The sequence below is a fragment of the Caballeronia sp. GAFFF1 genome (genome assembly GCF_023630705.1).
Lineage (GTDB): Bacteria > Pseudomonadota > Gammaproteobacteria > Burkholderiales > Burkholderiaceae > Caballeronia.
Genome location: NZ_JALQEM010000018.1, coordinates 17160 through 30421, shown reverse-complemented (window position 1 = coordinate 30421; position 13262 = coordinate 17160). Strand labels below are relative to the sequence as shown.

The following is a 13262-nucleotide window of genomic DNA, read 5'->3' as shown; positions in this document are numbered from 1 at the left end:
ACAGCGCAAAGTACCGGTAATGTGTGCTCCAACACCGACCTGGGCCGCTGTGGAGCCTCACAATTCTTTTTGTGTGAGACCTACACGGCTTGGCCGGAAATTATAGGCACTTTCGTAACGACCGTCGATAAATGCGGGGACGGTACGTTGTCTTTCTCATACAAACTTTCGTATTGCGGAACAGCAAAACCAGGGCCTTCGGTGAATCGCGCGACGCTTTCACGCCAAGCGTTTCAGGCCGGCGGGTCCGTCTGAATCCAGCCCGCACGATACCACTCGTGCAGCAGGGATGTCATTGCCGAATCGTCTGTAAGTGTTACAAAGCGTTTCGCTTCCAGACGCCTTGTGTCGGCCAACTCCGGCAGCCACTTTTTAGCCTTTGCGGATAACGCGGCCGCTTCGCCATTAACGAAATACGAGTGCGTGTTGTAGAGCAAATTCGTCTTTCTATCTAGTCTGATCCCTGTCTTTTTCGCCCTCTCAACAAATTTTTGCTCATTAAGCGCGCGCGACGGCGGATCGAAAACGACATTGGCTTTCGGCTCACTCAGATAACTTCCGAGAAACTCCGCAACGTCCTTCTCACTCCAGGTGAGCTTCGCAAGGATCGCGCCAACGCGCTCGACGAGGAGCGCCGGCAACTCGCCCGGCGTCGCGACCGGCGGCTGCGCAGGATCGCGGTAGCGCGCATCGGCTTTGCCCCCGTTCGATTCCTCGCCCGCGCGCTCTGCCAGGTGATAGAGAAACTGCGCGGTGAGTTCACGAGCCGATGGGGCGCGAAAGCCAATCGAGCACGTCATGCATTCGCCTTCGGCGATACCGTCGTGCGCGATATGCGGCGGCAGATACAGCATGTCGCCCGGCTCCAGCACCCATTCTTCTTCGGGCTCGAAGTGCTGTAAAACTTTCAACGGCAGGCCGGGTTTTAGCGAGAGATCGCGCTGCGCGCCGATGCGCCAGCGCCGCTTGCCGTGCACTTGCAACAGAAAGACATCATAAGAGTCGAAGTGCGGACCGACACCGCCGCCGTCGGTGGCGTAAGAGATCATGAGGTCGTCGAGACGCGCGTCAGGAATGAAGCGAAAACGGTTCATCAGCGCATGCGCGCGCTCGTCGTGCAGGTTCACGCCTTGCACGAGCAATGTCCATTCGCGTTTCCTGACGGAAGGCAGTTCGTCCGGCGCGAACGGGCCGGTCTCGAGATTCCACGTATTGCGAAAATGCGTGATGAGGCGCGATTCGACGTCGTCGAGATCGGCGAGTTCGAACAGGTCGTCGCGCGGAACGGGCGCCGACAGGCCGGGGATCGCCTGACGGATCAGAAGCGGTTTTTTCTGCCAGTAACGCCGCATGAACTGTCGCGGCGTGCGGTTGCCCAACAACGGTGTGATCTCGTCGGGAAGCGGCGCGCCGGAGGGCTCGGAAAGGCTGGGAAGGGGTAAGGTAGGAACGTCTGAGGGCCGCTGGCGCATCGTATAATCGAGGCTTGTATCTTGGAGGATTCAATGAAAATTGCGAAAGACACTGTCGTTTCGGTCGCCTACAAGCTATCGGATGCGCAAGGCAATCTGATCGAAGAGAGCGACGAGCCGATGGTCTATCTGCACGGCGGCTATGATGGCACGTTCCCCAAGATCGAGGAAGCGCTGGACGGTCGCGAGCCTGGTTATGAAACGCTCATCCAGCTCGAGCCGCAAGATGCGTTCGGCGAATACGATCCCGAGCTCGTCAAGATCGAAGAGCGCAGCCGCTTTCCGGAACCGCTGGAAGTGGGCATGCAGTTCGAAGGCACGCCCGAAGACAGCGACGATGATCTCGACGCGCTCATCTATACGGTGACGGATGTCGCGGAAGACAAAGTGGTGCTCGACGGCAATCATCCGCTTGCAGGCATGGCGCTGCGCTTTGCGCTGTCGGTGCAGGAAGTGCGTACCGCCACGGAAGACGAGGTCAAGCATCAGCACGCGCATGGCGTGGACGGCCTCGAAGTGCTGGATGAAGACGAAGACGACGACGAGCCGCGCACGGACTCCGGCCCGACGCTGCACTAAGCGCATCCCGGTTCCCAGCGTCGTCGCAAAGCGCAGCTTCGGCTGCGCTTTTTTATTGCCCGGTGCCGTTGGCGGACACGCCCGACGCGGGCACCGGGAGAATAGGCGGCAACGCTTGCGGCGGCGTCAGAATGGGCGGCAAGCCCGACGCCGGCTGCATGAGCGACGGCGGCGCGGGAATCTGCGCAGGCAGGTCGTTGCGCGGCAGCGCGGGCGGTGTCGAAGCGGGCGCAGCGGGCACGTAGTCAGGATAGGAGCCGTAAGGCGCGCTCGATGGCGCGGACTGCGCGGGCGTCTCTGCTTTCGGCTCCGTCGCATCGCGCTTGCGGGGTTCCTGCGCGCTGCGTACGTCGTGTACGTCGTGTACATCACGCACCCGCAGCCGAAACGGCGGATGCCATCGCGGGTCGCTGACCACTTCCAGCCATTGTGACTGCGGTCGCTTCAGCGAAAGCGCGACGCGCGTCAGATTCGTCACGGTCAGCCCCTTGTCGTTGCGCAGCGGCTGATCGATATGAAAACCGTTCGGCTCGGACGCCTCAGTTCGATGAATCACGATAACCGGCCCGCGGAACGTCTCCGCCGCTTTCACGAGCGAGCGTTTCAGTTCGAGAAAGCCATCGCGCGGCTCGTTGGCGCGCGAAAAGCGCAGCCACGCGAAACGGTCGCGCCGTTCGTAACGCGCGAAGTCCGGATCGCCCTGCAGCACGATGACGAGCGCGCGCATGCCCGCGCGCCGCGCCGATTCCGCAGCGTGATCGAGCCAGAACGTCGTCGCGACGGCGCGATCCTCGAACTCGCCGTTGCGCCCGCCTGCCGTCAGATAATGGTTGTTCGGACTCGGCGCATTCAGGCCGATGAACGCAATGCCTTCGGCCTGCCAGCGCACGTTTTCGCGAAACGGCCGAAAGCGCGCAACCTCGCTTTCGCGCGTGAGCGTGAGCGGATTCTGTCCCAGCGAGCTGGCGTCCGCGAAGAAAAGCTGCCGAACGAAGTCGAGCCGCTCGACGGGATCGTACGCGCCGCCATGCGTCAGCGCGCAGTCGGCCCAGTCGTGCTGGCCGAGCACCAGCACGAGCGGCGTTCGCGATGCATCCAGCAAATCGCGCCGCGACTGATAAATGCTGTCGCGGCACGGCTCAGTAGGACCTTTCACGTTGCCGTCGTAGAGAACGAAACCGACGTTGCGATCCCGCGCGATGGCATCGAGCATTTGACGCACAGGCGCTTCGTCGGCAGGGCGGGTGAGCGCGTCCGAGATGACAGCGAAGGTGAGCGGATCGCCAGTTTGGGCGTGTGCCTGAACCGCCGCGCCCGCCAACAGCGCCGTTAGGAAGACGCCGTTGCAAACCCGTGCGGCCGCGCGCAAAAGACGCGACGCGCCCGTGCCGCCGATGCGCTCAGTGCGACGCATCCGGCGCTTGATTCGCCAGTTCATGCAGTTCGTACAGCAAATCAAGCGCATCGCGCGGACGCAGGTCGTTTGGATCGAGCGCGCGCAGTTTGTCGAGCACCGGATGATCGGGCGCGGGTTGCGCGGCGGGTTCGCTATCCGCTTCGTCGTCGAACGCGTAGGGCGGGCTCGCGAAAAGATCGAACTGCGCGGTCGGCTGCCCGATGGACTGCTGCTCCAGATGCACGAGATGCTTGCGCGCGGCGCGGATCACCGCCGCCGGAACGCCCGCGAGTTGCGCGACCTGCAAGCCGTAGCTCTGGTTCGCGGGGCCTTCGTTGACCGAATGCAGGAACACGATGCCGTGATCGTGCTCGACCGCCGACAAGTGTACGTTCGCCGCCTGCGCGAACTCGGTGGGCAACTGCGTCAGTTCGAAATAATGCGTCGCGAAGAGCGTATAGCAGTGGTTGTGCGACAGCAGATGCCGCGCGATGGCCCACGCGAGCGCGAGGCCGTCGAACGTCGAGGTGCCGCGGCCAATCTCGTCCATGAGGACGAGGCTGGACGCGGTGGCGTCGTTGAGAATGGCGGCGGCTTCGGTCATCTCGACCATGAACGTGGACCGGCCGCCCGCGAGATCGTCGGCTGCGCCGATGCGCGTGAAGATACGATCGAGCGCGCCGAAACGTGCGCGCCTGGCCGGCACGTAGCTGCCGACATACGCCATCAGCGCAATCAGCGCCGTCTGCCGCATGAACGTCGATTTACCGCCCATGTTGGGGCCGGTGATCAGCAACAGCTTGCGGTCGTCATTCAGGCAACAGTCGTTCGCGATGAACTGCTCGACCTGCGCTTCGACGACCGGGTGTCGTCCTTGTTCGATATCGATGCCGGCGTCCACCGCGAACTCCGGCGAGATCCAGTCGAGCGCGCGCGCCCGCTCGGCGAACGCGCCGAGCAAGTCCAGCTCGGCGAGCGCGCTCGCGACGCGCTGACAGTCTTCGAGAAACGGCAACAGGTTCTGCAGCAGCGCTTCATAAAGCGCGCGTTCGCGGGCCAGCGCGCGTTCCTGCGCCGACAGCGCCTTGTCCTCGAACGCCTTGAGCTCGGGCGTGATGTACCGCTCCGCGTTCTTGAGCGTCTGACGGCGCCGGTAATCGTCCGGCACCTTGTCGGCCTGGCCGCGCGTCACTTCGATATAGAAGCCATGCACGCGGTTGTACTCGACGCGCAGATTGCCGATGCCCGTGCGTGCGCGCTCGCGTGCTTCGAGGTCGATCAGGAATTGATCGCAGTTCTCCGAAATATTGCGCAGTTCGTCGAGATCGGCGTCGTAGCCGCGCGCAATCACGCCGCCGTCTCGAATCAGCGCGGCCGGCTCGGGCGCGATGGCGTTTGAGAGCAGATCGAGGCATTCGTGCGGCGGTTCGAGCGCCGCGCCGATGCGCGCGAGCGCCGCCGGCTGCGCGGGCAACGCGGCGACGAGCGTCTGAAGCTCGGGCAGCGCGGCGAAAGTGTCGCGCAGGCTCGACAAATCACGCGGGCGCGCCGAGAGCAGCGCGAGCCGCCCCGTGATGCGTTCGATGTCCGAGATCTTGCGAAGCGCCGTGCGCAACGCGTCGAGACCGCTCCCCGCCGGCGCGTCGAGCAACGCGCCGATCGCATGCTGGCGAGCCTGCGCGACGGACGCATCGCGCGGCGGATGATGCAGCCAGTGACGCAACAGGCGGCTGCCCATGCTCGTGCAGCAGGTATCGAGCAGCGAACAGAGCGTCGGCGATTCGGTGCCGCGCAGCGTTTCGGTCAGTTCGAGATTGCGGCGCGTCGCCGGGTCGAGCCCGATGTACTCCGACTCATGCTCGACTTTCAGGCTGCGCACATGGCGCAACTGCTGCCCTTGCGTCGCGGCGGCGTAGAGCAAGAGCGCGCCCGCCGCGCCGCACGCGCAGGTGAGCGTTTCGCCGCCGAAGCCGTCGAGGCTCGCGACGTTGAGTTGCTCGCGAAGGCGCTGCGTGCCGGAGCCGACATCGAAGTGCCAGGCGGGCACGCGCGTCGGCGCGGCCAGATTGACGACGCCGAACGTCGCCTGCATGTCGGTGACGGTATCGGCGATGAGCGTCTCCGACGGACGAATGCGTTCCAGCGCCGCCGCCACTTGCTCGGGCGCGACTTCCGCGAGCCGCAGCGCGCCGCTCGCCAGATTGAGCCAGGCGAGGCCGACGCTCGTCACCACGCCGCGCCGGTTGTGCGCGGGGCAGAGCGCGAGCAGATAGACATCGCTCTTATCGGACAGCAGTGCGGCGTCGGTGAGCGTGCCGGGCGTGACCACGCGCACCACCTTGCGCTCGACCGGCCCTTTCGACGCGGCCGGATCGCCGATCTGTTCGCAAATGGCAACCGACTCGCCGAGCTTCACGAGCTTTGCGAGATATTGCTCGCACGCGTGATGCGGCACGCCCGCCATGCGGATCGGATTGCCACCGGACGCGCCCCGCTGCGTGAGCGTGAGATCGAGAAGGCGCGCGGCTTTCTCGGCATCGTCGAAGAAGAGCTCGTAAAAATCGCCCATGCGATAGAAGACGAGCGTGCCGGGATGCTCCGCCTTGATGCGCAGGTACTGCTGCATCATCGGCGTATGCTGCGCAAAGTCGGCGGGAAGCGCCGCCGGAAGCGCGGCGGCGGCCGGTGCGGAAGGAGAGTCGGGAGTTGCCGTGTGATTGCCCATCTTGCGTGCGGTAAGAGCCAACGGGCCGAACGCAACGCGCGCTCAGCCGCGATTCAGCCGATAGTGCAAGAGTTTAACCCGTCGTAGTCAGACGACGGAGGCGGCCGAAAGACATAGGCCGCACGACGGGGCGACGCAAAAGGAAGCGGGGCCGCCCTGCGGCGGCCCCGGTGTCACAGGCAAAGCAGGCGCGATACTCAGGAGCGTCCCGCCAGAAAGCCGACGAGCAGCGCGAGGCCCGCCACCGCGCCGAGCGTGTGCCACGGCTTGTCATGGACGAAGTCGTCGGCGTAGCCCGCTGCATCACCGAGCTTGTCGGTGATGGCCGAGCTGGCGCCGTCCATCTGCGAGCGCGCGAACTTCAGCTTCGATTGCAGTTGCTTGCGCAGGCGGTCGGCGTCGATATCCTTCGCGCCCTGAAGCGAGCTTTCCAGATCGTCGAGCAGGCTGCGCAGCTGGTCGGTCGCCGAATCGACGACATCGCCCGCACCGCGCACGGCGCGCTGGCCGACATCGGCTGCGCCATTGATCTTGCTGTCGAGCGTCGAACGTGAAAACAGTCCCATTTCATTGCTCCTTTATTTGACGTGCCGGAGAATGGCTGCGCGCGAACTGTGACATGATGCGGCCCGCGCGGCCTCTTGCGCTGATGCGCGTTCCCTGCTGTTACGACTCAAACCGTGCGCCGTCGTTTCCTCCCTTGTTCAGACGCCGACGCATGCAGCCGGATTCAACGGACAAGCAAGGTTCATTCCTCGACGAGCGCGCCCAGATCCACTTCGCGTTCGTTGCGCGTATGGCGGCGCATGGCGAGCGCCATCATCCCGCAGACGAAGACGCCGAACACGACGATGATCCATTGCACCGGCACCTTCTCGGTCAGGAGCAGCGCATAGGCGCCGAGCATCGCGAGCACGGCGAGGTTCTGGTTGAAATTCTGCACGGCGATCGAATGCCCCGCCGAAAGCAGCGTCGCGCCGCGATGTTGCAGTATCGCGTTCATCGGCACAATGAAAAAGCCCGACAAGCCGCCGAGCGCGATCATCAGCGGATACGCCATCAGTATGTAGGCCGGCGCGAAGAACGGACCGATGTGCACGCCCGCGCCCGCCGGAAAGAGGTCCTTGTTGTAGAACGCCATCGCGATCGCCACCGCCCCGATCAGCACGCCGACCGGCAGCACCTTCAGCGACTGCCGCAGCGCGATCCACGCGGACGCCGCCGCCGCGCCGAGCGCAATGCCGACGCCCGTGATGCCTTGCAGAACAGCCGCCTTCGAAAGCGACAAGCCCAGGTTCGCATCGGCCCATTTCAGCACGAGCAGTTGCAGCGTGACGGCCGCGCCCCACAGGAGCGTCGTGACCCAGAGCGCGATCTGCGCGAGCTTGTCGCTCCACAAGACCTTGAAGCAGCGTGAAAAGTCGTGCACGAGGCGCGTCGGCTGCGTCAACAGATTCGGATAGCGCGCGCCCGTATCGGGGATGAACGCGTTGATGACGGCGGCCGTTGCGTAAATCAGCATGACGGCGAACATCGCGGCGTGCGCGGCGCTCGTAACGAGCGGCACATGCGCCTGCGACACCCAGCGTTCGACGACCTGACTCACAAGCGCGCCGCCGATCACCGTGCCGATGATGGTCGAGCCGACCGTCGCGGATTCGAGCCACGCGTTGGCCGCGATCAGCTTTTGCGGCGGCAGCAGTTCGGTAAGGATGCCGTACTTGGCCGGCGAGTACGCGGCCGCGCCGAGGCCGACGACGCCGTACGCGATCATCGGATGCACGCCCGCGATCATCAGCGCGCAGCCGCCTGCCTTGAGCGCGTTCGAGATGAACATGACGTGGCGCTTTTGCAGCGCATCGGCGAATGCGCCGACGAAAGGCGCGAGCACCACATACGAAACGGTGAAGAAAATCTGCAAGAGCGGCGTGACCCACGGCGCGGAGCGCACGACGGCGAGCATCGCGATGGCGGCGATCAGAAGCGCGTTGTCCGCCAGCGACGAGACGAACTGCGCGGCGATGATCGTAAAGAAGCCTTTTTTCATGGATGCGTGCGACCGGGGCGCGGGGGCGCCGTCAACTGAAACTGGAAGGAAAGGGGAGGAAGCGCGCCCCGCTGAACGCGAAGCAAAAGATTGCACTCTAGCCGAGCGCGAGTTTCATTGCAGAGCACGCGGCGCGCCCGTCGGACACAGCGGAAACGGAGCGCGGCGGCGCGCGCTCCGGCAGAACGATTGCTTTGCGTGCGTCGGCTTATTCGCCCGTCAGACGCGTGCGCGAATACATGTCGAGAATCTTGACCATCTGCGCGTACACCTTCGGGTTCGCGGCGACGATCTCGTTCTGGAACAGGAAGTCCGATTCGCCCGTGTAGTTGCCGACGAGCCCGCCCGCTTCGGTCACGATCAGGCTGCCCGCGGCGACGTCCCACGGATGAATGCCTTGCTCGAAAAAGCCGTCGAGGCGTCCGGCCGCGACGTTCGCAAGATCGAGCGCCGCCGCGCCCGGACGACGCAGCCCGGCGCACGACATCGTCATTTCGCTGAAAAGGCGCGTGTAGGCGTTCAGGCCCTGACCGTCGCGGAACGGAAAGCCCGTGCCGATGAGCGCGTCGGAGAGGCGGTCCAGCTTGCCGACGCGAATGCGCCGCTCGTTCAGGTACGCGCCGCCGCCGCGCGACGCGGTGAAGAGGTCGTTGCGCGTCGGATCGTAGACGACGGCTTGCGTGACCGTGCCCTTGTGCGCGAGCGCGATCGAGACGCAGTAGTACTGGAAGCCGTGGATGAAGTTGGTGGTGCCGTCGAGCGGATCGATGATCCACTGATAGTCGGATTCGCGATCATCCTGGCCGGACTCTTCCGCGAGAATCGAATGATCGGGATAGGCGGTGCGCAGCGTCTCGATGATGGCCGCTTCCGACGCCTTGTCGACTTCCGTCACGAAGTCGTTGTGCTGCTTCTTGCTGACGAGGAGGCGGTCCAGGTCCAGCGACGCGCGGTTGATGATCTGTCCGGCGCGGCGCGCGGCCTTGACAGCGATGTTGAGCATCGGATGCATGAGCGAAATCCTTTGACCGCCGCGCGTGGCACTCACGTGCGCGGGCGATGGGTTGGCAAGACGGGTTGGCGACAACGACTAAGGTCGACGAAAGACGAATTGAATAAGAGCGGGGCGCCCGCAGACGTTCACGAAGCGCGAAGGGGCCATTTTACCCGAATGCGGCCGGGCACAGCGAGGCCGGCCGACCGGGCCAATCGGCGATAACATAGCGGGTTAGTCTCGCACTTATCAGCAACCAACCTGCAACTCAGAGCACGAACCGCGCCTTGGAATCCAACGATCTTTCTCTCCCCGCCGGCGGCTTCACGTCCACGCGATTCATCCTTGTCGAGCCGAGTCATCCGGGCAATGTGGGCGCCGCGGCCCGCGCGCTCAAGACGATGGGCTTCGCGCGCCTCGTGCTGGTCGCGCCGCGCGTCGCCGACGTGAAGAACGACGCCGAAGCCATCGCGATGGCGAGCGGCGCGGACGACGTGCTCGCGTGTGCACATGTCGTCGATTCGCTCGCGGACGCGCTCGTCGGCGTGCACTGGTCCGTCGCGCTGACCGCGCGCACGCGCGAGTACGGTCCGCCGCACATGCCGCCGCGTGTCGTGGGCGAACGCGCGCGCGAGCTCACGCATCACGGCGACATTGCGCTCGTCTTCGGCAACGAGCGCACCGGGCTTTCCAACGCGGATGTCGAGCGATGCAGCGCGCTCGCGCATATTCCGGCGAACCCCGCGTACAGCTCGCTCAATCTCGCGCAGGCGGTTCAGGTGCTTGCCTACGAACTGCGGCTTGCGTTTCATCAGGCCGCGCCCGTTGCGACGCCCGGCGAAACCGTGGTGCAGCTCGCACCGAGCGATGAGATCGAAGGCATGTACGCGCACCTCGAAGAGGCATTGGTCGCGCTGTCGTTCCTCGATCCGGCCAATCCCAAGAAGCTGATGTCGCGCGTGCGGCGCCTTTTTGCGCGAGCCGGTCTCGAACGTGAGGAAGTGAACATTCTTCGAGGCATTGCAAAGCATATTCTTCTGCGTGGTAAGCCGTGAGCGCGACCGCGTTGTCATCGGGGGCATCGGGCGCGTCCTGCAACGGCGGCGCGCTCGTCCTACAATCGGCAAAAAACGGCTCGCCGTCATAAGCTTTGCGCTTTCTCAGCAAAGCAAAGCCCGACCCAGCGCGATCCAGCGCCATTCTTCCCCCGACCGAGACCACCGCCATGTTCGACCGATTTCGCGAAGACATCGCCGCCATTCGTGAGCGCGATCCCGCCGCTCGCAGCGTCTTTGAAGTCGTCACGTGTTATCCGGGCCTGCATGCCATCGTCCTGCATCGTTTCGCGCACGGCTGCTGGAACCGCGGCTGGCGCTGGCTTGGGCGCTTCGTGTCGCAGATCGCGCGTTTTCTGACCGGCATCGAGATTCATCCGGGCGCGACGCTCGGGCGGCGCGTGTTCATCGATCACGGCATGGGCGTGGTGATCGGCGAGACGGCTATCGTCGGCGACGACTGCACCATCTATCAGGGCGTGACGCTCGGCGGCACGTCGCTCTCGCGCGGCGCGAAGCGGCACCCGACGCTCGAGCAAGGCGTGATCGTGGGCGCCGGCGCGAAGGTGCTCGGCAGCTTCACCGTCGGCGCGCAGGCGAAGATCGGCTCGAACGCGGTCGTCGTGAAGCCGGTGCCGGCGGGCGGCACGGCGGTGGGCAATCCGGCGCGCGTGGTGATGCCGGCGGTCGCGAAGAAGCCCGATGCGCGCGAGAACGCGAGCGCCGCATTCTGCGCGTACGGCATCACGCCGAACGCGGACGATCCCGTGTCGCTCGCGATTCACGGCCTGATCGATCACGCATCGACGCAGGCGCAGCGCACCGACGAGATCGTCGCGGCGCTGGAGCGGCTCGGCGCGCGCGTCGAGGCGCTGCACGGCGTGGACGGCGCGGCGTTGCTCGACTTGAAGCGCTTGTCCAAAGTGATCGAAGGCGAGGCGCGCAGCGCCGAACGTTACTCATAGCGGTAGCGCGCGCACGCCGCCGGCATCCAGACGTAAATAGCCGCCGCGCGGCGCGTCGATATCCAGTTCCCAATCGGGCAGCACCCAGCGCACGCCTTCCACTTCGCGATGCATCGCGGGACGGTGCGTATGGCCGTGAATCAGCGTATGCGTGCGGCTTCGGATAAAGAGCTCCGACACGGCCTTGCGCGTCACGTCATATTTCGCCGATACGCCGTTCATGCGCGCGCCTTCGCTTTTGCTTCGCATGCGCTCGCCGATGGCGAGCCGCGCGCCGAGCGGCAGCGCGAGAAACGCGCGTTGCGCGTAGGAGTTGCGCGCGAAGCGGCGAAAGTACTGATACGCGCGATCCGCGGTGCACAGCGCGTCGCCATGCGCGAGCACGATGCGCGTGCCGAACGCGGTCATCGCATACGGATCGGGCAGCAGCATGGCGCCGGCTTCGCGCATGAAGCGCTTGCCGAGCAGAAAGTCGCGATTGCCGTGCATCACATACAGCCCGATGCCGCGCTCCGACAGCGTGTGCATGAGCTTCGTCATGCGCCGCGCGAAGCGTGCGCGCTCGTGGTCCACGGCGGGATCGAGCACGTCGTCGCCGACCCAGAATTCGAACAGGTCGCCGAGAATGAAAACGGAGTCCGCCTCGCTGGCCGTGACTTCGATGAAATGCTCGAACGCGGCGACCGTCTTCGGTATCGCCTCGCTCAAGTGCAGGTCCGAAATGAAAAACAGCGGACGCGCGACGTGCGCGCTGCCCGCTGCTTCGTGTTTCGATTCGCGACCGAAAGACTTCGTATCGATCATGCGATGAACGATCAGACCACCACGGCCTTCTCGATGATCACGTCATCGACCGGCACGTCCTGGTGGAAGCCCTTCGAGCCCGTCTTGACTTTCTTGATCTTCTCGACGACATCCAGACCTTCGACGACGCGGCCGAACACCGTGTAGCCCCAGCCTTGCGGAGTCGGCGACGAGTGGTTCAGGAAGTCGTTGTCCTTCACGTTGATGAAGAACTGCGCGGTGGCCGAGTGCGGGTCGTTGGTGCGCGCCATCGCGACCGTGCCGGTGTCGTTCGTGAGGCCGTTGTTGGCTTCGTTCTGGATCGGCGCGTCGGTCGGCTTCTGCTTCATGCCCGGCTCGAAGCCGCCGCCCTGAATCATGAAGCCGTCGATCACGCGATGGAACACCGTGTTGTCGTAGTGGCCCTTCTTCACGTAGTTGAGGAAGTTCTCAACGGTCTTCGGCGCTTTTTCCGCGTCGAGTTCGATCTTGATGACGCCGTGGTTCGTATGCAGTTCGACCATGTTCTTTCTCCGGTGTGTTGAATGAGCGCAATGCGCGGCGCGCGACCATCGCGCGCCGCCGCGAGTGTTCGTGTTACTGGGACACCACGGTGGCCGACTCGATGACGGTCGGCTTTTGCGGCACGTCGGCCATCGGCCCGCGCGTGGTGGTCGGGCTGCCTTCGATCTTCTTCACGACCTCCATGCCCGAGACCACCTTGCCGAACACGGCATAGCCGTTGCCGTCCGGGTTCGGATAGTCGAGGCCGGCATTATCGACCGTATTGATGAAGAACTGCGCCGTTGCCGAATTCGGATCGCTCGTGCGAGCCATCGCGATGGTGCCGGTCGCGTTCTTCAGGCCGTTGCGGCTTTCGAGCGGAATCGGCGCGCGCGTTGGCTTCTCCGCGAAGCTCGTGCTGTAGCCGCCGCCCTGAATCATGAAGCCCGGAATCACGCGATGGAAGATCGTGCCGCTGTATTGACCGGACTTCACGTAGGCAAGAAAGTTCTCGACCGTCTTTGGCGCCTTCTCCGGATACAACTCGACGCGGATGTCGCCTTGCGACGTCTTGAAGAGCACGTTCGGATGCGCGGCCTGCGCGGGCTGAGCAAAGGCGGGGGCGGTCGCGATCAGGGCGGCGCCGGACAGCGCCAACATCAGCAATTTCATGAAGGTCCAATCCTCGATTGATGGATGCAAAGCGTCGTGCAATTGCGCGGCGCAGGACGACAGCTTACCG

Annotated in this window: 12 protein-coding genes; 3 read left to right on the top strand and 9 right to left on the bottom strand. The window is 64.4% G+C overall.

Translation table 11 applies throughout. The features are described from left to right. Positions 1 to 233: 233 nt before the first annotated feature. Positions 234 to 1472 (bottom strand): cupin domain-containing protein, encoded by a 1239-nt coding sequence (locus NCR37_RS08460; RefSeq protein WP_250472607.1) that lies wholly within the window; start codon positions 1470 to 1472, stop codon positions 234 to 236. A 33-nt stretch (positions 1473 to 1505) separates the two neighbouring features. On the opposite strand from NCR37_RS08460, the gene NCR37_RS08455 reads away from it, so the two are divergent. After that, positions 1506 to 2051 carry an FKBP-type peptidyl-prolyl cis-trans isomerase gene (locus tag NCR37_RS08455; RefSeq protein ID WP_244846782.1) on the top strand — a complete coding sequence of 182 codons (546 nt, stop codon included), beginning with the start codon at positions 1506 to 1508 and terminating at the stop codon, positions 2049 to 2051. A gap of 52 nt (positions 2052 to 2103) precedes the next feature. On the opposite strand, the gene NCR37_RS08450 is transcribed toward NCR37_RS08455, so the two are convergent. From NCR37_RS08450 to NCR37_RS08430, 5 genes are all read right to left on the bottom strand, one after another. Continuing rightward, positions 2104 to 3489, bottom strand: coding sequence for a hypothetical protein (locus NCR37_RS08450; RefSeq protein ID WP_250472606.1), 1386 nt, complete (start codon positions 3487 to 3489; stop codon positions 2104 to 2106). Next, positions 3452 to 6076 (bottom strand): DNA mismatch repair protein MutS, encoded by a 2625-nt coding sequence (mutS, locus tag NCR37_RS08445; RefSeq protein WP_250472827.1) that lies wholly within the window; start codon positions 6074 to 6076, stop codon positions 3452 to 3454. Before mutS ends, NCR37_RS08450 begins: the two co-directional genes overlap by 38 nt. A 293-nt stretch (positions 6077 to 6369) precedes the next feature. Further along, the gene (locus tag NCR37_RS08440) at positions 6370 to 6738 is read right to left on the bottom strand and encodes an ElaB/YgaM/YqjD family protein (protein WP_250472605.1); all 369 of its coding nucleotides are present in this window, start codon (positions 6736 to 6738) and stop codon (positions 6370 to 6372) included. Positions 6739 to 6920: 182 nt separating this feature from the next. Next, entirely contained in the window at positions 6921 to 8219 is a 1299-nt protein-coding gene (gene lplT / locus NCR37_RS08435; RefSeq protein WP_250472604.1) for a lysophospholipid transporter LplT, read from the bottom strand. 208 nt (positions 8220 to 8427) lie between these two features. Beyond that, a complete protein-coding gene (locus NCR37_RS08430; protein ID WP_250472603.1) occupies positions 8428 to 9231 on the bottom strand; it encodes an inositol monophosphatase family protein in 804 nt (267 codons plus the stop codon). 269 nt (positions 9232 to 9500) lie between these two features. Here NCR37_RS08430 and NCR37_RS08425 point away from each other — a divergent pair, with 269 nt between their 5' ends. Then, complete coding sequence (locus NCR37_RS08425; protein WP_250472602.1) at positions 9501 to 10268, top strand: RNA methyltransferase; 768 nt, start codon at positions 9501 to 9503, stop codon at positions 10266 to 10268. Between the two features lie 170 nt (positions 10269 to 10438). Continuing rightward, positions 10439 to 11233, top strand: coding sequence for a serine O-acetyltransferase (cysE, locus tag NCR37_RS08420; protein WP_250472601.1), 795 nt, complete (start codon positions 10439 to 10441; stop codon positions 11231 to 11233). Here cysE and NCR37_RS08415 read toward each other — a convergent pair. From NCR37_RS08415 to NCR37_RS08405, 3 genes are all read right to left on the bottom strand, one after another. After that, the gene (locus tag NCR37_RS08415) at positions 11228 to 12037 is read right to left on the bottom strand and encodes a UDP-2,3-diacylglucosamine diphosphatase (RefSeq protein ID WP_250472600.1); all 810 of its coding nucleotides are present in this window, start codon (positions 12035 to 12037) and stop codon (positions 11228 to 11230) included. The genes cysE and NCR37_RS08415 overlap by 6 nt on opposite strands. Positions 12038 to 12048: 11 nt before the next feature. Beyond that, positions 12049 to 12540 (bottom strand): peptidylprolyl isomerase, encoded by a 492-nt coding sequence (locus NCR37_RS08410; protein ID WP_175944174.1) that lies wholly within the window; start codon positions 12538 to 12540, stop codon positions 12049 to 12051. Between the two features lie 73 nt (positions 12541 to 12613). Then, the gene (locus tag NCR37_RS08405; RefSeq protein WP_250472599.1) at positions 12614 to 13192 is read right to left on the bottom strand and encodes a peptidylprolyl isomerase; all 579 of its coding nucleotides are present in this window, start codon (positions 13190 to 13192) and stop codon (positions 12614 to 12616) included. Between the last annotated feature and the right edge of the window lie 70 nt (positions 13193 to 13262).